The organism is Rhizobium azibense (assembly GCF_004342325.1).
In the GTDB taxonomy this organism is placed as follows: domain Bacteria; phylum Pseudomonadota; class Alphaproteobacteria; order Rhizobiales; family Rhizobiaceae; genus Rhizobium; species Rhizobium etli_B.
On sequence record NZ_SMBJ01000004.1, the window covers coordinates 24,405 to 47,627 of the forward strand.

At 61.3% G+C, this 23,223-nt stretch carries 19 protein-coding genes; 7 read left to right on the forward strand and 12 right to left on the reverse strand.

Translation table 11 applies throughout. The annotated features are described in order from the left end of the window. Nucleotides 1-110: 110 nt before the first annotated feature. Nucleotides 111-353 (forward strand): DUF982 domain-containing protein, encoded by a 243-nt coding sequence (locus tag EV130_RS10520; protein WP_074060132.1) that lies wholly within the window; start codon nucleotides 111-113, stop codon nucleotides 351-353. Between the two features lie 235 nt (nucleotides 354-588). On the opposite strand, the gene EV130_RS10525 is transcribed toward EV130_RS10520, so the two are convergent. Beyond that, complete coding sequence (locus EV130_RS10525; protein WP_132660232.1) at nucleotides 589-849, reverse strand: hypothetical protein; 261 nt, start codon at nucleotides 847-849, stop codon at nucleotides 589-591. 175 nt (nucleotides 850-1,024) lie between these two features. Here EV130_RS10525 and EV130_RS33860 point away from each other — a divergent pair, with 175 nt between their 5' ends. Together EV130_RS33860 and EV130_RS10535 are read left to right on the forward strand one after the other, a co-directional pair. Continuing rightward, entirely contained in the window at nucleotides 1,025-1,150 is a 126-nt protein-coding gene (locus EV130_RS33860; protein WP_281031921.1) for a hypothetical protein, read from the forward strand. A 499-nt stretch (nucleotides 1,151-1,649) separates the two neighbouring features. Then, entirely contained in the window at nucleotides 1,650-3,710 is a 2,061-nt protein-coding gene (locus tag EV130_RS10535; RefSeq protein ID WP_132660234.1) for an ATP-dependent helicase, read from the forward strand. Here EV130_RS10535 and EV130_RS10540 read toward each other — a convergent pair. The 4 genes from EV130_RS10540 to mscL all read right to left on the reverse strand — a co-directional run bounded on the left by EV130_RS10540 (nucleotide 3,707) and on the right by mscL (nucleotide 7,821). Beyond that, nucleotides 3,707-4,768: an enoyl-CoA hydratase/isomerase family protein gene (locus EV130_RS10540; protein WP_132660236.1), complete on the reverse strand. Its 1,062-nt coding sequence runs from the start codon at nucleotides 4,766-4,768 to the stop codon at nucleotides 3,707-3,709. The genes EV130_RS10535 and EV130_RS10540 overlap by 4 nt on opposite strands. Nucleotides 4,769-4,862: 94 nt before the next feature. Beyond that, nucleotides 4,863-5,897 (reverse strand): UDP-glucose 4-epimerase GalE, encoded by a 1,035-nt coding sequence (gene galE, locus EV130_RS10545; RefSeq protein WP_074060127.1) that lies wholly within the window; start codon nucleotides 5,895-5,897, stop codon nucleotides 4,863-4,865. A 199-nt stretch (nucleotides 5,898-6,096) separates the two neighbouring features. Continuing rightward, nucleotides 6,097-7,263 carry a pyridoxal phosphate-dependent aminotransferase gene (locus EV130_RS10550; RefSeq protein ID WP_074063048.1) on the reverse strand — a complete coding sequence of 389 codons (1,167 nt, stop codon included), beginning with the start codon at nucleotides 7,261-7,263 and terminating at the stop codon, nucleotides 6,097-6,099. Nucleotides 7,264-7,386: 123 nt separating this feature from the next. Next, a complete protein-coding gene (mscL, locus tag EV130_RS10555) occupies nucleotides 7,387-7,821 on the reverse strand; it encodes a large conductance mechanosensitive channel protein MscL (protein ID WP_074060126.1) in 435 nt (144 codons plus the stop codon). A 216-nt stretch (nucleotides 7,822-8,037) separates the two neighbouring features. On the opposite strand from mscL, the gene EV130_RS10560 reads away from it, so the two are divergent. Continuing rightward, a complete protein-coding gene (locus tag EV130_RS10560) occupies nucleotides 8,038-11,541 on the forward strand; it encodes a PAS domain-containing hybrid sensor histidine kinase/response regulator (RefSeq protein ID WP_132660238.1) in 3,504 nt (1,167 codons plus the stop codon). Nucleotides 11,542-11,665: 124 nt separating this feature from the next. Here EV130_RS10560 and EV130_RS10565 read toward each other — a convergent pair whose 3' ends face one another. From EV130_RS10565 to EV130_RS10585, 5 genes are all read right to left on the reverse strand, one after another. Then, nucleotides 11,666-11,875 (reverse strand): cold-shock protein, encoded by a 210-nt coding sequence (locus tag EV130_RS10565; RefSeq protein WP_022718262.1) that lies wholly within the window; start codon nucleotides 11,873-11,875, stop codon nucleotides 11,666-11,668. 413 nt (nucleotides 11,876-12,288) lie between these two features. Further along, nucleotides 12,289-12,666, reverse strand: coding sequence for a VOC family protein (locus tag EV130_RS10570; RefSeq protein WP_074060124.1), 378 nt, complete (start codon nucleotides 12,664-12,666; stop codon nucleotides 12,289-12,291). A 40-nt stretch (nucleotides 12,667-12,706) separates the two neighbouring features. Then, on the reverse strand, nucleotides 12,707-14,920 hold the full coding sequence (locus EV130_RS10575; RefSeq protein ID WP_132660240.1) for a 3-hydroxyacyl-CoA dehydrogenase NAD-binding domain-containing protein: 2,214 nt from the start codon (nucleotides 14,918-14,920) through the stop codon (nucleotides 12,707-12,709). 172 nt (nucleotides 14,921-15,092) lie between these two features. Next, nucleotides 15,093-16,301 (reverse strand): acetyl-CoA C-acetyltransferase, encoded by a 1,209-nt coding sequence (locus EV130_RS10580; RefSeq protein ID WP_132554064.1) that lies wholly within the window; start codon nucleotides 16,299-16,301, stop codon nucleotides 15,093-15,095. Nucleotides 16,302-16,493: 192 nt separating this feature from the next. After that, a complete protein-coding gene (locus EV130_RS10585) occupies nucleotides 16,494-18,290 on the reverse strand; it encodes an acyl-CoA dehydrogenase C-terminal domain-containing protein (protein WP_132660242.1) in 1,797 nt (598 codons plus the stop codon). A gap of 196 nt (nucleotides 18,291-18,486) precedes the next feature. Here EV130_RS10585 and EV130_RS10590 point away from each other — a divergent pair, with 196 nt between their 5' ends. Next, nucleotides 18,487-18,963, forward strand: coding sequence for a VOC family protein (locus tag EV130_RS10590; RefSeq protein ID WP_132554062.1), 477 nt, complete (start codon nucleotides 18,487-18,489; stop codon nucleotides 18,961-18,963). Between the two features lie 46 nt (nucleotides 18,964-19,009). Here EV130_RS10590 and EV130_RS10595 read toward each other — a convergent pair whose 3' ends face one another. After that, nucleotides 19,010-19,870 carry a DMT family transporter gene (locus EV130_RS10595; RefSeq protein WP_132660244.1) on the reverse strand — a complete coding sequence of 287 codons (861 nt, stop codon included), beginning with the start codon at nucleotides 19,868-19,870 and terminating at the stop codon, nucleotides 19,010-19,012. 106 nt (nucleotides 19,871-19,976) lie between these two features. Here EV130_RS10595 and EV130_RS10600 point away from each other — a divergent pair, with 106 nt between their 5' ends. Next, the gene (locus EV130_RS10600; protein ID WP_132660246.1) at nucleotides 19,977-21,401 is read left to right on the forward strand and encodes an aminotransferase-like domain-containing protein; all 1,425 of its coding nucleotides are present in this window, start codon (nucleotides 19,977-19,979) and stop codon (nucleotides 21,399-21,401) included. A gap of 94 nt (nucleotides 21,402-21,495) precedes the next feature. After that, nucleotides 21,496-21,867, forward strand: coding sequence for a hypothetical protein (locus tag EV130_RS10605; RefSeq protein WP_074060117.1), 372 nt, complete (start codon nucleotides 21,496-21,498; stop codon nucleotides 21,865-21,867). Nucleotides 21,868-21,879: 12 nt separating this feature from the next. Here the strand turns inward: EV130_RS10605 and EV130_RS10610 are convergent, their stop codons facing one another. Then, a complete protein-coding gene (locus tag EV130_RS10610) occupies nucleotides 21,880-23,163 on the reverse strand; it encodes a cystathionine gamma-synthase family protein (protein WP_074060116.1) in 1,284 nt (427 codons plus the stop codon). Between the last annotated feature and the right edge of the window lie 60 nt (nucleotides 23,164-23,223).

Below are 23,223 nucleotides of genomic sequence, written 5' to 3' on the forward strand. Positions count from 1 at the left end.
CGATTGCCGACGACAAATATCCCGCTAATATACCCATGTGCACGGTCCCAGCGAGGGGAACGCAAGGGGCTGGATGCGCGTTTTGGCGTAAACATCGGAGGAATACGCCTATGGCGACAGAAAGATGGGGCAATCCGGTCAAGGTCGGTTTCGAAAACGCCGACGCGCGAACCGTGAACGGCCCGTTTGACGCACTGAAATGCCTCACCGATCTTTGGCCCGCAAATCGCGGGCTTCGTTACCTCAAGGCCCGCAGCGCGTGCCGCGCGGCGCTCGATGGACGCAAGACCGCCGAAGAGGCGCGCTGCGAGTTTCTTGCGGCGGCGGAAGAAGCCAAGCTGAAGCTGCACTGACGGGTGCGCCACGGCTGACTGTAATTGGAATGATTGTCCTGTGCCGTTCAGAGACGGCGGTTCAGTTCGTTTAACTGTTGAAGCAAGACAGGCGGGAAAATTCGTTTCAAGGCGTTGCTCGCCGATGCTGAGGACCCATAAAAACCCCACAGCCGTCATGATGATGGTCAGAGGCTCGTTCGCTCGGTCATGCGCAGGCGAGCCACGTCCGGGCAAATCTTCCTGATCTTGCTCCTCAGCAACTGCTGTCGCTTTCTATCTCGAGATAGCCAACGCCGATAATAGTGCCGTCCGGCGTACGGATGAAGGATGGCAGATATTGCGCCTCGACCGGCTCACAGGCAGGCGCGCGGCTATATTCATTGAGGGCAATCTGGTCCTGCGGCAACGCCGAATAATAATCGATATCCGTTTCGAGTGATGCGGATGCAGGTGTGGCAAACGCGGCGGATGCAACAAGAAGGGCGGCAGCGCCCAGATGGAATGTCGTCCTCATAACAGTCTCCGGCGTTGAATTCAGACGACCAAAACACGCGAGATGCAGTTTTTGTTCCCGTTTTTTCTTGTTCGTTCTCGCGAGAATCTTCTGTAACTTTTCTTTCACTCGAAGAAGTTTAATTGAATTGTACCAAACCGCGTGAGCTTAAGTAGAAATTGTCATGAGAATACTGATGCTTGTCATTATCGCAGCGATGGTCGCCTCCATTCTCAGTATCCTGGTCGTCAAACCTTTCAACCAGGGCGGGGGAAAAGACGACACGGTACCAGAGACGATCCAACGGCCAGAACCAAAATGACCACGCGCCACCGCAGCAGTGGCTTCACCCCCCAAGACCGTCTTCCGTTGCATGCCGGCACGCCCAGTTCAGGGGGAATCATAGATTGTCTTTCAACCCCCTTGGCGTGCGGCAGAGGTTGCCCATCCGGATCGACGGCCGGGGGCGTCCGATGAAAGTGATTGTTTCGGCAGTTCTCGCGGCCTTTCTGCTCTCCGCTTGTTCGTCCTCGCTGAGCCCACGCCCATTGCCGGCATCTTGACCTATGGCGGGCGGCCGTGAACCAAACCGACGAAATCACCCCGTCGGCAGCCCTTTGCAACAGCTTCTCCAATTCAAGCGGCAACCGGGTGCGGGAAACCGACATTCGCCAGCCGGATCGGAGCTTGAGACTCATCAGCAACGAAGCGGTGTCTGCCCTTCATTAAAGCTTGCGCTTGACAGGAATCATTATCGAGAACATTCAAGGAACGCCTAATCTGCCCGCGCCGTGTTGCGCGCGGGCCAAACGGATGGCTAGATGTATCTCGAAAAGCTCAATCCACAGCAGCGCATGGCGGTCGAACACGGCACGCTTGCCGCCGGCAGCCATGTTGCAGGTCCGCTTCTGGTGATCGCCGGCGCGGGTTCGGGCAAGACCAATACGCTCGCGCACCGCGTCGCGCATCTCATCGTCAAGGGCGCCGATCCGCGCCGCATCCTGCTGATGACCTTCTCCCGTCGGGCGGCCTCCGAGATGGCACGCCGCGTCGAGCGGATTTGCGCGGAAGTCATTGGCAGCAGTTCCGGCATCATGGCCGATGCACTGGCCTGGAGCGGTACCTTCCATGGGATCGGCGCGCGGCTGCTTCGCGATTATGCCGAGCAGATCGGAGTTGACCCCGCCTTCACCATCCATGACCGGGAAGACAGCGCCGACCTGATGAACATCATTCGTCACGAGCTCGGCTTCTCGAAAATGGAGAGCCGCTTCCCGACCAAGGGCACCTGCCTTGCGATCTATTCCCGGGCCGTGAATTCGGAGACGGAACTGCCTCTGGTCCTGCGTGACGCCTTCCCCTGGTGTGCTGCTTGGGAAAAGCAGCTCCGCGAACTCTTTGCCGCCTATGTCGAGGCAAAGCAGGCCCAGAACCTCCTCGATTATGACGACCTGCTCCTCTACTGGGCGCAGATGGTTGCCGAACCGCTGATCGCCGAGGATATCGGCGGCCGCTTCGATCACGTGCTCGTCGACGAATATCAGGATACGAACCGCCTGCAGGCCTCCATCCTGCTTGCTTTGAAGCCTGAGGGGCATGGGCTGACCGTTGTCGGGGACGATGCGCAGTCGATCTATTCCTTCCGCGCCGCCACAGTCCGCAACATCCTCGACTTCCCGGCCTCGTTCTCCCCGCCGGCCAACATCGTCACGCTCGATCGCAACTATCGTTCGACGCAACCCATTCTCGCCGCGGCAAATGCCGTTATTGATCTTGCCTCGGAACGCTTCACCAAGAACCTATGGACGGAGCGGCAATCGGGCGAGCGCCCGCGCCTCGTTACCGTGCGCGACGAGGCCGACCAGGCCCGGTATGTTGCCGAAAAGGTGCTGGAGAACCGCGAAGAGGGCACGCGGCTGAAGAACCAGGCGGTGCTGTTCCGCGCCTCGCACCACAGCGGCGCGCTGGAAGTCGAGCTTACCCGCCGCAACATTCCCTTCGTGAAATTCGGCGGCCTGAAATTTCTCGACAGCGCACATGTCAAGGACATGCTGGCGGCGCTGCGCTTTGCTCTCAATCCGCGCGACCGTGTCGCCGGCTTCCGGCTGATGCAGATCCTGCCGGGCGTCGGGCCTTCGACTGCCCAGCGGGCACTCGACCAGATGGCGGAGGATCCAAGCCCCCTGCAGGCGCTCGCCGCCATGCCTGCCCCGCCGCGCGCCGGCCAGGATTGGACCTTTTTCGTCTCGGTCATGCAGGAGCTGAAATCCGGTAAAGCCGGCTGGCCCGCCGAAATCGGCCTTGTCCGGGAATGGTATCAGCCGCACCTCGAGCGGCTGCACGAGGATGCCGCAACGCGTCAGGCCGATCTCCTGCAGCTCGAGCAAATCGCCGGCGGCTATCCGTCGCGCGAACGCTTCCTGACCGAACTGACGCTCGACCCGCCGGATGCGACCAGCGACCAGGCGGGCGTGCCGTTGCTCGATGAGGACTATCTGATCCTTTCGACGATCCATTCGGCCAAGGGTCAGGAGTGGACCCAGGTCTTCATGCTGAACGTTGTCGACGGCTGCATCCCGTCGGATCTCGGCGTTGGCACCAGCGCGGAAATAGAGGAGGAGCGGCGCCTGCTTTATGTCGCGATGACGCGAGCCAGGGACGGTCTCGATCTCGTCGTTCCGCAGCGCTTCTTCACGCACGGGCAAAATATGCAGGGCGACCGGCACGTTTATGCCTCGCGCACCCGCTTCATCCCGGCGACGCTGCTGCAATTTTTCGAGGTCTGCGGCTGGCCGCAGGTCAAGAGCGAGAGCGTCGCTGCGCAACAGGCGCGCCAAGTCCGCATCGATGTCGGCGCCCGCATGCGCGGTATGTGGCGCTAGAGGGCAAGAGGGCGATCGGCCGGTTTAAAGAATGGCGCGAGCACGTCTGCGTCCACCTCCTCGATGGTCGAAGGCGACCATTTGGGATTTCGATCCTTGTCGATCACCGCCGCGCGCACGCCCTCGTAAAAGTCCGCGGATTTCAATATCTGCATACAGGTCCCAAGCTCACGCTCCAGGCAGGCGGCGAGACTGACGCTCTGCCTTCCTTCCCTCAGCAGACGCAGAGTCAACTTCAGGCTCGTCGGCGAGCGCGTGTGCAGCGTCTTGCGTGTCTTGGCGGCGAATTCGCTTTCGTCAGCGGCGAGCGCTTCCAGTACCTCTTCGACGCGATCGAAACAGAAGGCATGGTCGATCAACGGCCGAACGGCCCGCAGGCGGCTTTTGGTCGCCTTGCCGGAAAGATGCTTCAGCAGAGCATCGCAGGCAACCGGCGAGGACCCGACAGGAAGCCGCGCCAACGCGTCGATGACATCCGGGAGCCGCGACGACGGGATCTCGAAATCAGCAAGGCCGGTATAGATGGCATCCGCCGCATTCAGCTCCTGGCCGGTCAATCCTGCCCATGTTCCCGTCTCGCCGGGCATGCGCGGCAGCAGCCAGGTCGCTCCCACATCCGGGAAATAGCCGATGCCGGTTTCCGGCATCGCAAGCCTCGTCCGCTCCGTCACGATGCGGTGCCGCCCGTGCGCGGACAGGCCCACGCCGCCGCCCATGGTGATGCCATCCATCAGGGCGACATAGGGTTTAGCGTAGCTTGCGATGCGGTGGTTGAGTGTGAATTCCTCGCGCCAGAACGTCTCTGCAAGATCGGAACCCTCACGCCCGCTTTCGTGGAGTACACGAATATCGCCGCCAGCGCAGAAGCCGCGCTCGCCCTCGCCCGTCACCACCACGCTTGCAACGCCGTCATCATCCGCGAATTCGTCGAGTGCCGCATCGATCATCCGCACCATGCCGAGCGTCAGGCTGTTCAGCGCCTTTGGCCGATTGAGGCGGATGATCCCCGCAGTACCGCGCCGCTCGATAATGACTTCCCGTTCGTGATCGTGCTGCATGTCCGCCGTCCACCCTCGATTGACCTCCCATCAATAAACAGAGGGAGCGCTTCGTTCCAGTGGGCCTTTCGGCGAAAAACAGGCGTAGTTGCGTTCAGAAGGAAGCCGCGGCAAGGGCGCGGTGCACTCCCTGCAGCTCCCCGACACTCCGGTTGATCAGCGCCAGCTCCCAGTCCAGTGCGCTGCGTACGATCGTCTCCAGGGAATCGTATTTCGGCGTCCAGTCCAGCACGCGATGGGCCAACGTGGCGTCGGCCACGACACTTGCGGCATCGCCGGGGCGGCGTGGCGCCATATGAATCCTGAACGCGTGGCCGTGCAGGCGCACCACCATGTTCAGCACGTCGAGCACCGTATAACCAGAGCCATAGCCGCAATTGGCGACCAACGATCCCTTGCCCTTGCGCAGATGCTGCAGTGCCTTGAGGTGAGCCTCGACAAGATCAGTGACATGGATGTAGTCGCGCACGCCGGTGCCGTCATGCGTCGGATAGTCGATGCCGTAGACATGCACGCTGTCGCGCTTGCCGAGGGCTGCCTCGCAGGCGACCTTGATGAGGTGCGTCGCGCCGCTCGTGGATTGTCCGGCGCGGCCGTGCGGATCGGCACCAGCAACATTGAAGTAGCGCAGCGCCACATAGTCGAAATCATAGGCGGCAGCAGCGTCGCGCAGCATGAATTCCGTCATCAGCTTCGACTGGCCGTAAGGATTTTCCGGGTTGAGCGGCGCTGTTTCCCTGACCGGGTCGGAAGTCTTCTGGGGACCGTAGACTGCCGCCGTCGACGAAAAGACGAAATGGCGCACACCGGCAGCGATCGCCGCGCTCAGCAGTGCACGCGTCTTGCCGGAATTGTTGTCGTAATAGAAAAGCGGATCGGCAACCGAAGCCGGAACGACAGCGGATCCTGCAAAATGGATGATCGCCTCGATATCGTTCTCGATGAAGATCGTCTTCAGCACCTCGGCATCGGCGATATCCCCAAGATAGAAGCGCGCAGCAGGCGCGACCGCCCAGCGAAAGCCGGTGGAAAGACGATCGAGCACGACGACGTTCTCGCCTGCATCGAGCAGTGCCCAGACCATGTGGCTGCCGATGTAGCCGGCCCCGCCTGTCACCAAAATTGCCATGCCCTGTTCCCTGTTTAATCGACAGAGGCATCTGACACGGCTTTTCCTTTCAGATTTTGTTATCAGGCGCCCGATCGGACGCCTTTGAACCGGTAAGTTTGCTGATGTGGTTAGAGGCTGATTTCGGCCTTTGCTACAATTTTAGCAAATGGCCGTTTGCCTTGAAGATGGCCGGGCTGCGACGGCCACGCCTTGCGCGTCAAAGCTTCAGAATGTAATCGCACAGCTTGTCGGCTGCTGCCTTGACCTGTTGCGGATCGCGCAGGAAACAGGCTCGCAGGAAAAGCTCGCCGCCTGCACCGAAGGCGGTTCCAGGCGCCAGGCCGACGCCCGTCTTGTCGACGATATCCAGCGCTGCTTTGCGGCTGTCGGTGACGCCGTCGATCTTCAGAAAGGCGTAAAGTGCACCGTCCGGCTTCAACGTCTCGACGCGGTTTGTGGCAATCAGCGCATCGCAGAGGATGTCGCGCGCAAGAGCCGCCTTTGCGATATTGGCCTCGACGAACCCATCGCCCTCGTTGAGGGCTGCCACCGCACCCTTCTGCATGAATTGCGCAACGCCCGAGGTCGAATATTGGATCAGGTTCTCGAGCACCTGCCCGGTTTCCGGCGGCGACACGATCCAGCCGACACGCCAGCCGGTCATTGCCCAGTTCTTCGAGAAGGAATTGACGAACATGACCTTGTCGCCCGGTGCCATGATGTCAAGGAAAGAAGGCGCACGGGTGCCGGCGTAGAAATAGCGGGCATAAATTTCATCTGCCATGATCCATAGATCACGCTTGCGGGCAAGTTCAAGGATATCGGCGAGATCCTTCTCCGTCGCGGTCCACCCTGTCGGATTGGATGGCGTATTGATGAACAGCGCTCTCGTCTTCGGAGTGATTGCTGCTTCGATACGGTTGAGATCGACCGCCCACTTGCCGCCCTCAAACTGAAGCTCAACCCCGACCGAGCGGGCACCGGCGATTTCCAGCGCAGCGGCGATGTTCGGCCAGGCGGGCGTCAGATAGACCAGTTCGTCGCCCGGCGACGTCAATGCCTGCACCGCAATCTGGATCGCCTGCATGCCTGAGCCGGTAACATAGAAATGCTCTGCCGACAGGCCGATGCCGAAATGCCGGCCGTAATAATCCGATAGCGCCTGACGAAGCTCCGGAATGCCGCGCTGCCAGGTATAGAAGGTCTCTCCTGCTGCCAGCGCGTCCATGGCCGCCCGGCTAATGAAACCCGGTGTCGGAAGATCACCCTCACCGACCCACAGCGGCAGCAGGCCGTCGCGGCCGCGTGCATAATTGACGACTTCGACGATCCCGCTTTCTGGCGCCGAAACGGCGCGCGGGCTGAGGCTGTTCATGATCGACATGCAGATCTCCGGTTTTGGCTTTCTTAAAACAAAATCCGGCGCAAATCCCATGAGAATGCGTGATGCCATATCGATTTTCGTTATGAATCAACCTCGCATGATGCGGGGCTGCGAACGCCTCGATCAGACCGCCGGACGCTTGGCCAGCAGATCGCGGATTTCTGTGAGGAGCGCGACATCGGCTGGCGGCGGCGCCTCTTCCGCTGCCTTTTGCTCGTTGCGCTCGACCTGCCTGCGCAGCAAGTTCACGCCCTTGATCATCAGGAAGATGATCCAGGCAAGGATCAGGAAATTGATGATCACGGTGATGAAATTGCCATAGGCGAAGACAGCACCCTGCGCGCGGGCTGCGGCAAGCGTCGGCGCGTTGACCGCAGACGAAAGACCGACAAAATAGTTGGAAAAATCAAAACCGCCGAAAAGGGCACCGACGATCGGCATGATGATATCGTCGACAAGCGACTTGACGATGCCGCCGAAAGCACCGCCGATGATGACACCGACGGCAAGGTCCATGACGTTGCCTCGGGCGATAAAGGCCTTGAACTCATTGAGCATCCGATCTGTCTCCCTCTGATGCGCTCTCACGGACAGTCCGTTGTTTTCATTAGCTACATCTCTTGATTGATTATTCAATTGCAAAATTCAAACAACCAAATCCTTCCTGCGCCTTGGACTTAATGCCTAGATCATCGCAATTTCCAAGACAGGCGATTTCCCTTAGTCTTGAGGTCTTTTCGGAGAGCCGGCGCATAGCGCACCGGTGGAGGTTCAATGCTTCAGGGCTGGGTCATCATCGCGTTTGCCTTCGGCTATCTGCTGCTGCTGTTTGCGGTCGCAAGCTATGGCGACCGTAGAAGCCAGAGGCTGGGCATACCGGACGGCGGCTGGCCGATCGTCTATGCGCTGAGCCTTGCTATCTACTGCACCTCCTGGACCTATTTCGGCGGCGTCGGACTCGCCTCGCAGCGCGGCCTCGAATTTGCCGGAATCTATATCGGCCCCATCCTCGTCTTCACGCTTGGAATGCCGGTGCTGCGGCGGATCATCGAACTTGCCAAGGCCGAAAAGCTTACCTCCGTCGCGGATTTCCTCGCCGCCCGCTATGGAAAGAATCCGACGGTCGCAACGATCGTGGCTCTGATCTCGCTGGTTGGTACAATTCCCTATATCGCACTGCAGCTGAAGGCGATCAGCAGCACCGTGACCGCGATGGTCAATCCCTCGGACTATGGCATCGGCAGCGGCAACCTCTACTTCCTCGACCTGCCGCTGATCGCAACCCTGGTACTTGCCTGCTTCGCCGTCATGTTCGGCACGCGGCATACCGATGCGACCGAGCACCAGGACGGCCTGATCCTCGCCGTTTCGATGGAATCGCTGGTCAAGCTCGTAGCCTTCCTGACCGCCGGCATCTGCGTCATCTGGTTTCTGTTCGATGGGCCTGCCGACCTTTGGCGCAAAAGCGTGGACAACCCGCTGGTCAACGCAACCCTCGACTACCGGACGCCGATCAGCCGCTGGATTACGCTGATACTGCTGTCGGCCATTGCAATCATCATGCTTCCGCGCCAGTTTCACGTCACCGTCGTCGAAAACCGCTCGGCAAAACAGCTGCGGCTCGCCGGCTATCTCTTTCCGCTCTATCTCATCGCCATCAACCTCTTCGTGCTACCAGTTGCAATCGGCGGCCTGCTGACCTTCGGCGGCGCTGGCAATGCCGACTTTTACGTGCTGTCCCTGCCGCTTGCAGGACAGATGCAGATCGTATCGCTGATCACCTTCATCGGCGGCTTTTCGGCGGCGACCGCAATGGTCATCGTCGATTCCGTTGCGCTTTCGATCATGGTGTCGAACGACATCATTATGCCGATCTTCCTACGCCGGAAGCTTGCCGGGCGCGCCGGCCAGCGCGATGATTTCGCCAAAAGCCTGCTCAACATCCGCCGCAGCGCGATCTTCGCCGTCCTGCTGCTTGGCTATGCCTATTACCGCTCGACCGACAGCACGGCCGGCCTTGCCTCGATCGGCCTTTTGTCCTTCGCCGCGATCGCACAGATCGCACCCGCCTTCTTCGGCGGTCTTGTCTGGCGGCGGGCGAATGCACGCGGCGCCATTCTCGGTCTTACGTCGGGTTTCGTCGTCTGGTTCTACCTGCTCTTTCTGCCCTCGCTCGGCGGACCGGATTATTCCTATGTCGCAACCGCCTTCCTCAGCTTCATCTTTCCGGGCACGGCGCTTTTTGCAGCAGCGGATGCCGATCCTCTCGTCAACGCCACAGCGATGAGCCTTCTTATCAATACGGGCTTTTTCATCGTCGGCTCGATGACACGCAACGCCCGTCCGCTGGAGCGCATCCAGGCAGGCATCTTCGTGAAGGGGCAGTCGCGCTCGCAATTTGCGACCCGCGGATGGAAGACCCGCATCAGCGTCGGCGACCTGAAAACGGCAATCTCGCGCTATCTCGGTGAAGAACGCATGCAGAGATCGCTTGCGACATACGAGCAGAGTTCCGGCCGCAAGCTGGAGGACGACCAGCCGGCCGACATGGCGCTCATCCACTTTACCGAACAACTGCTCGGCAGCGCCATCGGATCCTCCTCCGCGCGGTTGGTGCTTTCGCTGATCCTGCAGAAGACCGAGGACGCTTCTGCCGACACGGCATGGCTCCTCGACCAGGCAAGCGAGGCGCTGCAATATAACCAGGACATGCTGCAAACGGCGCTTTCGCAGATGGACCAGGGCATTGCCGTCTTCGACAGCTCCAACCAGCTGACGATCTGGAACCGGCGCTTCCGCCAGCTTCTCGACCTGCCGGAGGATGTCGGCCGTGTGGGCTTTCCGCTGTCGGAGATCGTGGCGATCTTGAGCCAGCGCGGTGACGTTCCGGCCGGCGAACGCGGCCAGACGGTGCGGCATTTCCTGACACTCGACAAGCCCTTCTCGCTCGTTCTCGGCGGCGGCGAACGGATCATCGAAGTGCGGTCCAACGCCATGCCGGACAAGGGGATCGTGGCAACCTTTACCGATATTACCCAGCGTGTTGCGGCCGACCGGGCGCTGAAGCAGGCAAACGAGACGCTGGAGCAGCGCGTTGCCGAGCGAACAGCGGAGCTGACGCGCGTGAACCACGAACTCGGCGAGGCGCGCGCGGCCGCCGATGAAGCGAACATCGGCAAGACCCGCTTCTTTGCCGCCGCCGGCCACGATATCCTGCAGCCGCTGAATGCGGCGCGGCTTTACTCCTCCGCTCTCGTCGAGCGTATCGCACAGTCCGAAAACGGGCCGATCGTGCGCAATATCGATTCCGCACTGGAATCGGTCGAAACCATTCTGGGGGCCGTTCTCGACATCTCCCGGCTTGATACGGGTGCGATGCGGCCGCGCCTGACATCCGTGCCGCTGGCCGGCCTGCTGGAGCGGATCGAGACGGATTTTGCGCCGATTGCCAGGGCCAAGAAGCTGAAGCTTGTCGTGATGCCGACATCGCTGCGGGTCCGCTCCGACCCCAACCTGCTGCGCCGCCTCGTGCAGAACCTTGTGTCCAACGCCATCAAATATACGCTGACCGGAAAAGTGCTGGTCGGCGCAAGGCGGCGGGGAAACCAGGTGGTGATCCAGGTGATGGATTCGGGCATCGGCATCCCGCCCTCCAAGTTCCGCACCGTCTTTAAGGAATTCGCGCGGCTCGACGAAGGCGCGAAAACGGCCTCCGGCCTCGGCCTCGGCCTTTCGATCGTCGACCGCATCGCGCGCGTCCTCAACCATCCGGTCGAGCTGCATTCGACGCACGGCAAGGGCACGGATTTCCGCATCGTCATGCCGCTCGATGTTTCCAAGGCCGGCGCTGCTTCCCCCTCCGCAGCGCCGACCGATCGTTTGCCGCAGCCGCTCAAGGGGTTGAGGATCCTTTGCATCGACAACGAGCCAAAGATCCTCGAAGGCATGCGGCTTTTGATTTCCGGCTGGGGTTGCGAGGTCGAGACCAGCCACTCATTGGCCGCGGCCTCGGGTTTCGACACGGGTCAGCCCGCGCCCGATCTCATCATCGCGGACTATCATCTTGGCGACGGGACCGGAATTTCCGCGATCTTGAATTTGCGGGAGCGCTTCGGGACCGATCTCCCGGCGTTGCTGGTGACCGCCGACCGGACACCCGAGGTCAGGGTAGAGGCGGAACGCCACGGCATCGCCATCCAGCACAAGCCGGTGCGCCCGGCCGCCCTTCGCGCCTTCATCACGCAGATTTCGGGGCTGAAGCGCGCCGCGGCGGAGTGAAATCCATCGCGCTTGCGCAAACAAAAAAAGGCCGGGCTAACCCGACCTTCCTGCCATCTCGACGAAACGTGCCAGTACATCCGTGGTCACGTTCCGGAGATGATATTCTCAAAGCCTGCGAGGCTCAGGCCGCCTGGAGGCGGTCTGCCGACATCTTGCCCGAGCGCTTGTCGGAAACGAGCTCGTAGGAAAGCTTCTGACCTTCCTGGAGGTCACGCATTCCGGCGCGCTCGACAGCGGAGATGTGGACGAAAACGTCGGCTGCGCCGTCATCCGGCTGAATGAAGCCGAAGCCCTTGGTTGCGTTGAACCACTTAACGGTACCTGTGTTCATGACGATATCCTTTAAAATCGTACGTAGAAGATAACGCACCGGCCAAAGCCGACGCGCGATGAAGACCGATTTTGGAGGAAGTTCGCCAGGAACGGCACCAATGGCCGAAACAAAGTCCATCTAGCAAGATCGATTTGGGGCTTCTACGTGAAAATTGTCGCCAGCGCAAGGCGGAACGAAGGCTTTCGCAATTTTTCATTCCTCAGGCACAAATCCTCCGGTATCGATGCTCATCGCCCGTCCGGCAAGCAGGCTTCCTCGTCCTTGGCATCGCGCCGACGGCTTTTGACGTGCGCAGGACCGCGCAAGCGCCTCGCATTCTATACTGTGGCTGCGCATTTGCAGTGCCTGCGGCGCTCGTCGGGCCATCCCTTTCCTTGAGATCGAAGCCTCGTTCCGCTGCACGGCTCGAATTAAGTACCAGGCACGATGCAGAACTGGTTGCCTTCCGGGTCCTTCATCACCGTATAGCCTGGTTCCCTTCGCTGCAGGCTGCCGCCAAGCGCAGTAATGCGTTCGACGGCGGCTTGAACATCATCGACGGCAATATCCAGATGGACCCGGTTGTTGTCGTAATTGCGCAGAAGGACGCGCTGGAAACAGAGCGACGGGCCGGGACCGTCCACCATCACCGTCGGATCCGTTTCCGGCGTGAACCCAAGCTTGGCCAGCCGGCCGATTTCGGCCTCGTCATAGCCACGGACCTGATAGCCGTCGAGAATTGCCGCCCAAAAGGCAGCAAGGCGCGAGGGGGTTTCAGCTTCGACGACGATTTCGGCTATCGTTGCCATGGAAGTCTCCCGGGCAGTTGCCCATCGCTTGTCAGGCGGATCACGCCGCCCTCTCCTTCGCATACGGATCAAAACGCCCATAAAACGTCTCGCCCTTGGCAGCCATATCCTTCAGCAGCGACGTCGGCCTGAAATGAACGCCGTAAGTGGAGGCTAACGTTTCGCACAATTCGACGAACTTCTTTGCGCCCATGCCGTCGATGTAGCTGAGAGCGCCGCCGGTATAGGGCGCGAAGCCGAAGCCGAGGATCGAGCCGACGTCGGCTTCGCGGGGGTCGGTGACGATGCCTTCTTCGACCGTGCGGGCGGCTTCGAGCGCGATCGTGACCAGGAAGCGCTGCTTGAGGGTGTTGACGTCCACGTCCTCTGCCTTCTTCTGCGGGTAGAAGGATTTGAGTTCGGGCCAAAGCGACTTCTTGGCGGGCTTCGGAGGATAGTCGTAGAAGCCCTTGGAGTTCTTGCGGCCGAGGCGGCCTTCCTTTTCCACCATGCGGGAGACGAGCTCCATGTGGCGGGGGTCGATCGCCTTTTCGCCCATGTCTGCGACCGTCGCCTTGAGGATCTTCAGCGACAGGTCGATTGCGACCTCGTCATTCAACGCCAGGGGGCCGACCGGCATGCCGGCCATCTTGGCGGCGTTTTCGATCATCGCCGGCGGCACGCCTTCGATGAGCATGTCATAGCTTTCGGCCATGTAGCGCAGCACGCAGCGATTGACGAAGAAGCCGCGGGTATCGTTGACGACGATCGGCGTCTTCTTGATGGCGGCGACATAATCGAGCGCCACGGCGAGCGCCTTGTCGCCTGTTTCCTTGCCGAGGATGACTTCGGTCAGCATCATCTTTTCGACCGGCGAGAAGAAGTGGACGCCGATGAAATTTTCCGCTCGTTTGGAATTTTTCGCCAGGCCGGTAATCGGCAGGGTCGAGGTGTTGGAGGCGAAGATCGCCCCATCGGAGAGCACTTCCTCGACGGCTTCGATGACGTCTTTCTTGACCTCGCGATCTTCGAAGACCGCTTCGATGACGAGATCAGCGCCCTTCAAATCGGCGTAATCGGCAGACGGGGTGATGCGGGAGAGGATGGCGGAACCCTCGTCCTGCGTAAGTCGTCCCTTACCAATGGAATCCTTCACCAGGCCTTCGCCGGTTGCCTTGCCCTTGTTTGCCGCGTCGATATCGCGGTCGATCAGGATGACGTCGATGCCGGCGGCCGCCGTGACATAGGCGATCGAGGCGCCCATGAAGCCGGCGCCGACGACGCCGACTTTCTTCAGCTCGGCCTTGGGCACGCCTGCCGGGCGGCGAGCCCCCTTTGCGAGCTCCTGCATGGAGATGAAGAGCGAGCGGATCATCGAGAAGGCTTCGGTGGTCTGCAGCACCTGCGTAAAATAGCGCTGCTCGATCTTCAGTGCCGTGTCAAACGGCACCTGCAGCCCTTCATAAACGCATTTGAGAATTGCAAGCGCGCCCGGATAATTGCCGGCGGTTTCGCGGCGCAGGATCGCGGGAGCAGCCGGCCAGAGTTGTGCGGAAGCAGGGGTCCAGATGCCGCCGCCGGGAGCCTTGAAGCCTTTTTCATCCCAGGGAGCGACGGGCTTCAGGCCGTCTTTGATCATCTGCTTGGCAGCCGGGATGAGCTGGTCCGGCTCGACCACCTGATGCACGAGATTCATCGCCTTGGCGCGGGAGGCAGACAGCGACTGGCCGGTCGTCATCATCTGCAGGGCGGATTGGGCATCGGCCAGGCGCGCGACACGCTGCGTGCCGCCGGCCCCCGGGAAGATGCCGACTTTGACCTCGGGCAGCGCAATCTTCACCGACTTGGCATTGGAGACGACGCGGCCATGGCAGGCAAGCGACATTTCGAAGGCGCCGCCCATGCAGGTGCCGTTGATCGCCGAGACCCAGGGCTTGCCGCAGGTTTCGAGCTTGCGGAAGAGGCCGGTCATGCGGCCGACGAGATCGAAGAGTCTCTGTGCGGCACTTTCCGGGTTTGCTGCCTTCTCCTGTTGGTAGAGGGTGAACATCGACTTGATCATCGACAGGTCCGCCCCCCCGGAGAAGGTGGACTTGCCGGAGGTGATGACGACGCCCTTGACGGCGGTATCGGCAACCGTGGCGTCGACGATGGCGTTCAGCTCGTCCATCACCTCTTCGGTGAAGACGTTCATGGACTTGCCGGGCATATCCCAGGTGACGAGCGCAATGCCGTCGGCGTCGGTTCTGACGGTGAAGTTCTTGTAGGTGTTCATGGCGGGACTCCTCTCCCTTGCAATCTCTTTAAGCAGTGCGACCTTTTGGGGGTCCTTCTCCTCCGTCACAGTCGGAATTGACCGACCGTCCAGCCCTCAGGCGATAGATCCTCGGGTCAAGCCCGAGGGCGACGGACGTAAGCGAGCGGGCAGCCCCGAAGCCCTTCGGCGACTACACTCTCTCGATCACCGTCGCCGTTCCCATGCCGGCGCCGATGCAAAGTGTGACGAGCGCGGTATTGAGATCGCGGCGTTCGAGCTCGTCCAAAGCGGTGCCGAGGATCATCGCGCCGGTGGCGCCGAGAGGGTGGCCCATGGCGATGGCGCCGCCGTTGACGTTGATCCGGTCGTGCGAGATGTCGAAAGCCTGCATGTAGCGAAGCACGACGGCGGCGAAGGCTTCGTTGAGTTCGAAGAGATCGATGTCGGAAAGCTGCATGCCGGTGCGCTTCAGCAGCTTTTGCGTGACGTCGACGGGGCCGGTCAGCATCAGCGCCGGGTCGGAGCCGATATTGGCGAAGGCCCTGATGCGGCCCCGCGGTTTGAGGCCCATCGATTCACCACCGGCCCTGGAGCCCAGCAGCACGGCAGCGGCGCCATCGACGATGCCCGAGGAATTGCCGGCGTGATGGACGTAGTTGATGCGCTCGACCTCCGGATGGGCCTGGATCCCGACAGCCTCGAAGCCGCCCATTTCGCCGGGCATCTGGAAGGACGGGTTGAGTGAGGCCAGCGCCTGCATGTCAGTGCCGGGGCGCATGTGCTCGTCATGGGCAAGGATCGTCAGGCCGTTCTGGTCCTTCACCGGAATGACGGAGTTCTTGAAGTAGCCCTTTTCCCAGGCATTGGCGGCTCGCTTTTGGCTTTCGACGGCATAGGCGTCGACGTCGTCGCGCGAGAAGCCGTATTTGGTGGCGATGAGATCGGCCGAGACGCCCTGCGGCATGAAATAGGCGGGGAAATTGACCGACGGGTCCATGAACCAGGCGCCACCGGACATGCCGAGGCCGACGCGCGACATGCTTTCGACGCCGCCCGAAATCACGATGTCATCGGCCCCTTGCGAAATCTTGCCGGCCGCAAGGTTTACCGCATCGAGGCCGGAGGCACAGAAGCGGGAGATCTGGATGCCCGGGGCGCGCGTCGAATAGCCTGCCTCGAAGGCTGCGGCCTTGGGAATGACGGCGCCGGCATCCATCACCGGATCGACGCAGCCCATGATGATGTCGTCGACCGTCTTCGTATCGAGCCCGTTGCGGTCGCGGATCGCCTCGAGCGTCTTGGCGGCGAGACGGACGGAGGGCACTTCGTGCAGCGAACCATCCTTCTTGCCGCGGCCGCGCGGCGTGCGGACGTGATCGTAAATGAAAACCTCGGTCATTGTCTCATCTCCCTATCGGCCATGTGGCCGTTGAATTCCGTGTCTGCCTTCCCCCAGCGGGGAGAAATGCCGAACAAAACAGGGCGACGAGGTCTCCGGCAAGGCCGGAGCCAGAAGAAAGCCACGCCTGCAGCGCGCCCCCTCGTCGGCCCTTCGGGCTCCCTTCTCCCGGCAGGGAGAAAGGCAACTCAATCAAAACGCCTCGGCGGGCAAGGTCATCATCGTCTCGGCGCCTGTCTCGATGCGGGCCCTGCGCAGTGCGGTTTCCGGCATGATGCGCTCCATGAAGAAGCGGGCGGTCACAAGCTTGTTCCTGAGATAGCTTTCGCGCGGCGTATCGCCGCCCGCAAGACCATCTTCTGCGGCTTTCGCCATCTTCGCCCACATATAGCCGAGAACGACGAGGCCGAAGAGATGCATGTAATCCGTCGATCCGGCGCCGGCATTGTCGGGCTTTGCCATTGCATGCTGCATGAACCACATGGTCGCCGCCTGCACGTCGTTCAAGCCCTTCTTCAGGTTCTTGGTGAAGAAGGTCATCTTCTCGTCGTTGCGGTTCTCCTCGCAGAAATCGCCGATCTCCTTGAAGAGCGCCATGACGGCGCGGCCGCCATTGAGACCCAGCTTGCGGCCGACAAGATCGAGCGCCTGGATGCCGTTGGCGCCTTCGTAGATCATCGCGATGCGGGCGTCGCGCACGTACTGGCTCATGCCATGCTCTTCGATATAACCGTGACCGCCGAAGATCTGCTGGGCCATGACGGCGTGGTCGAAGCCCTTGTCGGTCATCACGCCCTTGAGGATCGGGGTGACGAGGCCGAGGATGTCATCCGCGGTCTGGCGCTCGGCATCGCTCGCCGAGCGGTGGGCGATGTCGGATTTCAGCGCTGTCCAGAGGAGGAACGCCCGGCCGGCCTCGTTGAAGGCGCGGATGGTCATCAGCGTGCGGCGGATATCCGGATGGACGATGATCGGATCGGCCTTCTTGTCCGGAGCCTTCGGACCGGAGAGCGAACGGCCCTGGATGCGTTCGCGGGCGTAGTTGACGGCGTTCTGATAGGCAATTTCCGAGATCGAGAGTCCCTGCAGTCCGACGCCGAGGCGCGCCTCGTTCATCATCACGAACATGGCGTTCAGGCCGCGGTTTTCCGCGCCGATCAGGAAGCCGGTCGCCTCATCATAGTTCATGACGCAGGTGGCATTGCCGTGAATGCCCATCTTGTGCTCGATGGCGCCGCAGGAGACGGCGTTGCGCTCACCCGGCGTGCCGTCGGCTTTGACCAGGAACTTCGGCACGATGAAGAGCGAGATGCCCTTGGTGCCTTCCGGCGCACCCTCGATGCGGGCAAGCACCAGATGGACGATATTGTCGGTCATGTCGTGCTCGCCGGCGGAAATGAAGATCTTCTGGCCGGAGATCCTGTAGCTGCCGTCACGCTGCGGCACTGCTTTGGTACGGAGCAGGCCGAGGTCGGTGCCGCAATGCGGTTCGGTAAGGTTCATGGTGCCCGACCATTCGCCGGCAACCATCTTTGGCAGATAGGTCTGCTTCTGCTCGTCCGACCCGTGAACGAGGATCGCGGCAATGGCGCCCTGCGTCAGCCCGGGATACATCATCAGCGACATGTTCGCCGCAGAGGTATATTCGCCGACTGCGGCATGCAGCGTATAGGGAAGGCCCTGGCCACCGAATTCCTCGGGCACGGCAAGACCGGTCCAGCCGCCTTCGCAATAGGTCCTGTAAGCTTCCTTGAAGCCCTTCGGCGTCGTGACCGAGCCGTCGTCGGCCCGCCTGCAGCCTTGCTGATCGCCTGTATAATTCAGCGGGAAGAGCACTTCCTCCGCCACCTTTGCCGCCTCGCCCAGAATGGCCTCGATCATATCCGGCGTCGCATCGGCAAAACCAGGCAGATTGTTGTAGCGCTCGATGCCCAGCACGTCGTTCAGCACGAAGAGCGTGTCGTTAACCGGAGCCTTGTAGACTGGCATTGTTCGAATTCCTCCAATTCGGCAACCGGACGGACCGGCATCTGAGAGTCTCATACAAAATATTGACGTTTGCGTAAACGTCAAATCCTTCATCCGGGCAAAATTTAGGAAAGATCTCCACGCTGTCGGATGACTTCCCCCTAAAACGTCCTTGGGCTGCCAACGATTGTCAGCAAATAGAAGAGGACACTATCCAATGGCCAAGGTCAGCACGAATATCTGGTTCGAAAAGGACGCAAGTGAAGCCGTCCAATTCTACGTCTCGATGGTGCCCAGTTCTTCCATCCGGCGCACGACCGTGGTTCCAGCCGACACGCCGAGCGGGCCGGAAGGCAGCTGCAAGGTGATCGAGTTCAGGCTTGGCGACCAGGAGTTTACCGCGCTGGAGGCCGGGCCGCTCGATCCGCTCAATCATTCCTTTTCGATCATCGTCGCATGCGAGACGCAGGCAGAGATCGACCGGCTCTGGGATGGCTTCCTGCAGAATGGCGGCGTGGAGGAGGCATGCGGCTGGCTTAAGGACCGCTGGGGGGTTTCCTGGCAGGTCGTGCCGCGCCTGCTCGGCGAGATGATGGCCGACCCGGACCGCGCCAAGGCGCGACGCATGACCGAAGCCATGCTGCAGATGGTCAAGCTCGATATCGCCAAGCTTGAAGCGGCATTCCGCAGCTAGCGCGATGCCAGATGGTTCAGGCGGCGCCGTCGTTCCGCCTGCCAATCTATCGCGCGAATTTCTTCGCGCCTGCAACGCAGGCCACCACGGCCAGCGTGACGGCAAACATGCCCAGGCTCACCTTCTCATGAAGCAGCACGGCTGCGAGCGCCAGACTGAAGAAGGGCTGCAGCAATTGCAGCTGGCCGACGGCTGCGATACCGCCGAGCGCAAGGCCGCGATACCAGAATATGAAGCCGATCAGCATGCTGAAGAGAGAGACATAGGCAAGACCGATCCATGACGTGCTTGCCGCATCCGGGAAGGACGGCGGCATGACGACGAGGGACAGAACGAGCATGACCGGCAGCGAAAGAACCAGCGCCCAGGAAATAACCTGCCAGCCGCCCAGCTTGCGTGACAGCCGGCCCCCTTCGGCATATCCCAGCCCGCACACGATGATCGCTGCGAGCATCAAGAGGTCGCCGACAAGGGATGCGGCATCCTCGCGCATCAGTGCAAAACTGGCGACGATCGCGCTGCCGAGGCAGGAAAACAGCCAGAAGACCGGACGTGGACGCTCGCCGCCGCGCAGCACGCCAAAGACGGCGGTCGCCAGCGGCAGAAGGCCGATGAAAACTGTCGAATGAGCCGACGTGATCTGCTTCAGTGCAAATGCGGTGAGCAGCGGAAAGCCAATGACCACGCCCAGCGACACCACAAGCAGCGAGAGTAGATCGGCGCGGCCAGGGCGCTTCTGGCGAAAGGCGAGCAGCAAGCACAAGGCAAGCAATCCAGCGATCGCGGCGCGGGCGACGGTCAGGAACAGCGGATCGAAATTTGCGACCGCAACGCGCGTCGCCGGAAGCGATCCGCTGAAGATCAGCACCCCCAGAAAACCGTTGATCCAGCCGCCGGTCCTGTCCATCGCCCATACTCCTGCGTTTTCATCGCTATCGGCCGCACGGGCTGGAACCGCCAGTGACAGTGCTATACAATAAGCACAAACTGTTATGGATACGGATGCAGTACAGATGGATCAACGGTCGGCGGAGCGCGAGCGCGGCGGCAAGCGCATAGAAGGCGTCATGGCGGAAATCCGCAGCCGGATCGCATCTCGCGGGCTCGTGCAGGGGTCCCGCCTGCCCTCTGTGCGCGCCTTCGCGAAGACGATGCAGGTTTCGCCTTCGACTGTCGTGGAGGCCTATGAAAGGCTGGCCGCCGAAGGCCTGATCCGTTCGCGGCCAGGTTCCGGCTTCTACGTTTCGAGCCCGCTTGCGCCGCTTACGCTTTCTAAGATCGGGCCGAAGCTGGAGCGGGCGATCGATCCATTGTGGGTCTACCGGCAGTCGCTGGAAGACGCGCCCGAACTGCTGAAGCCCGGATGCGGCTGGCTGCCGGCAAGCTGGATGCCGCAGGCCGCAATACGCAAGGCGCTTCGTTCAATCTCGCGCGGCGAAGGGCGAGTGCTTGCAGATTATGGAACGCCGCTTGGGCTGCCGCAGCTAAGGCAACTGCTCTCGCGCCGCATGAGCGAGCGCGGCATCGCAGCAGCTCCGGACCACATCATCCTGACTGAATCTGGCACGCAGGCAATCGACCTCCTGTGCCGCTTTCTGATCGAGCCAGGTGATCGCGTGTTGGTGGACGACCCGTGCTACTTCAATTTTCATGCACTGTTGCGCGCTCACCGGGCGAACGCCATCGGCGTTGCGATGACGCCCGGCGGCCCGGATATCGAGGCATTCGAGCGGGCGATCGATGAGCACCGGCCGCGGCTCTACATCACCAACTCGTCAATCCATAACCCGACAGGCGCCACGTGCTCGCCTGTTGTGGCACACCGCCTATTGAAACTTGCCGAGCGCGCCGGCCTGACAATCATCGAAGACGATATCTTCGCCGATCTCGAGCATGAACCGGCTCCTCGCCTCGCCGCATTCGACGGGCTGGAGCGTGTGGTCCATATCGGCAGCTTTTCCAAGACGCTTTCTGCCTCTGTCCGTTGCGGCTTCATAGCCGCGAGAGCGGACTGGATCGAGCCGCTCGCCGACCTCAAGATGGCGACCAGCATCGGCGGCGGGCGGCTGTCGTCCGAACTGATCCTGCTGCTTTTGAAGGATGGCAGCTACCGCAAACATCTGGACGCACTGCGCGTTCGCCTCTCAGGAGCAATGGACGAGACGGCAGCCCGGCTTGCGCCGCTCGGCATCACGCCATGGATAAGGCCGCAGGCGGGCATGTTTGTCTGGTGCAAGTTGCCGGACGGCATAGACGCTGCCGATATCGCGCAGGCCTGCCTTGGCGACAACGTCGTCTTAGCGCCGGGCAATGCCTTCAGTCTGTCGCAGACAGCACGCGGCTTCCTTCGCTTCAATGTCGCCCAGTCGGATGATCCGAGGATATTCCTCTCGCTGGAAAGGGCGTTGAAGAAGGCGGTGCGCAGCCTGGCCTCTTGAGTGGCAGCCGCTGACTGAAAGCAGCGTTTGCTTCTGCGGGCGAACACGCTACATTTCGCTGGCAATCGAAGAGAGCCCTGGGAGGAGCGATTTCATGAGACGAATGTGGCCTGAGGAGTTCAATTCCATCCTGGACGGCGCAGAGGAAGTGACGCTGGCGCTGCCGGCGGTCGTCCATGAGGACGGATCGCGGAGCGAGGCAATCAGCAGGCGGGCTCTGAAAGTTTGCATTCCGATGGAAGATTACGAGCGCATCTGGCCATTGGCGGAGGCCCGCTACCGGCTCGGCGGAAAATTCGCCGGCAAGGCGATCACGCTGATCACCACCAATCCGCATTACCATGCCTGGCACCCGGCTGACGGCGGCAGTATCGAGAACACCTCCGATAGCGGCAGGCTCTACAAGACGAATTACATCGTCGCGCATTTCCTGCTCGATGATGTGCGCGAGACGGCGGCGGCCTGACGCCGCCTGCCCTTACGCTTCGTCCAGTGCCAGCGCCAGATCGGCGATCAGATCGTCCGGATGCTCGATGCCGATCGACAGCCGGATGGTCGATTCCAGGACGCCGATGCGCTGGCGCACATCTGCCGGGACGCCGGAATGGGTCATCGCAGCCGGATGGCTGGCAAGCGATTCCGTGCCGCCGAGGCTGACAGCAAGCTTGAAGATCTTCAGCGCGTTCAGGAACTTGAAGGAAGCCGGCTGGCCGCCCTTGATGTCAAAGGAGAAGGTGGAGCCGGCGCCCGTGCACTGTGCGGCAAAGGTGCGGCCGACCGGCGATTGCGGATCGTGGTAGGGAAGATAGTGAATATTCTCGACCTTCGGATGGTCGCGGAGGAAATCGGCGACGGCGCGCGCGTTGCTGTTGGCCCGCTCCATGCGGATCTGCAGCGTTTCCAACGAGCGCCCGAGCATCCAGCAGGAATGCGGGTCGAGCTGCGTGCCGATCGAGCCGCGAAGCGCCTTCACCTGTTTGATCACCGCTTTGGGGCCGAGGACGGCGCCGGCAATGAGGTCCGAATGGCCGCCGACATATTTGGTCAGCGAATAGAGCGAGATATCAGCACCATGTTCGATCGGGCGCTGGAAGACCGGGCCGAGCAGCGTGTTGTCGCAGACGACGATCGGCGTGTGGTCCTGCGTTTTTCCAATCGCATCGGCGATGCGACGGATCATGGCGACATCGACGAGGCTGTTGGTGGGATTGGCGGGCGTTTCGACGAGGATGACCGAGACCCGGCCTTTCGACATAGCGTCTTCTGCCGCCGCCCTTACCGAAGCCTCGCTGACGCCATCGGCAAAGCCGACGGCAGAAACGCCAAGATTGAGGAACGTCTTGGCCAGCAGCGTCTCGGTGCCGCCATAGAGCGGCTGCGAATGAAGGATCGCATCGCCGGGCCGGACAAAGGCAAGCAGCGTGGTTGCGATCGCCGCCATGCCGGAGGAGAAGACCGCACCGCTTTCCGCCCGCTCATAGACGGCGAGCCTGTCTTCGACGATCTCGCTGTTCGGGTGGTTGAAGCGCGAATAGACGAGGCCGGCACCCTTGCCTGCCGGTGGCTCGCGGCGGCCCGACACGTAGTCGAAGAAATCGCGGCCATCCTCGGCGGTGTTGAAGACGAAGGTCGAGGTCAGGAAGACCGGCGGCTTGACCGCGCCTTCGGAAAGCTCCGGATCGTACCCGTAGTTCAGCATCAGCGTTTCCGGATGCAGCGCGTGATTGCCGATATGGGTTCTCGAAGGGTGCGGCGCGGTCATTGACGGTCTCCTCAGGCCGATGGATTGGGACAAACAGCAAATTAGATCAAATTCGGAGGC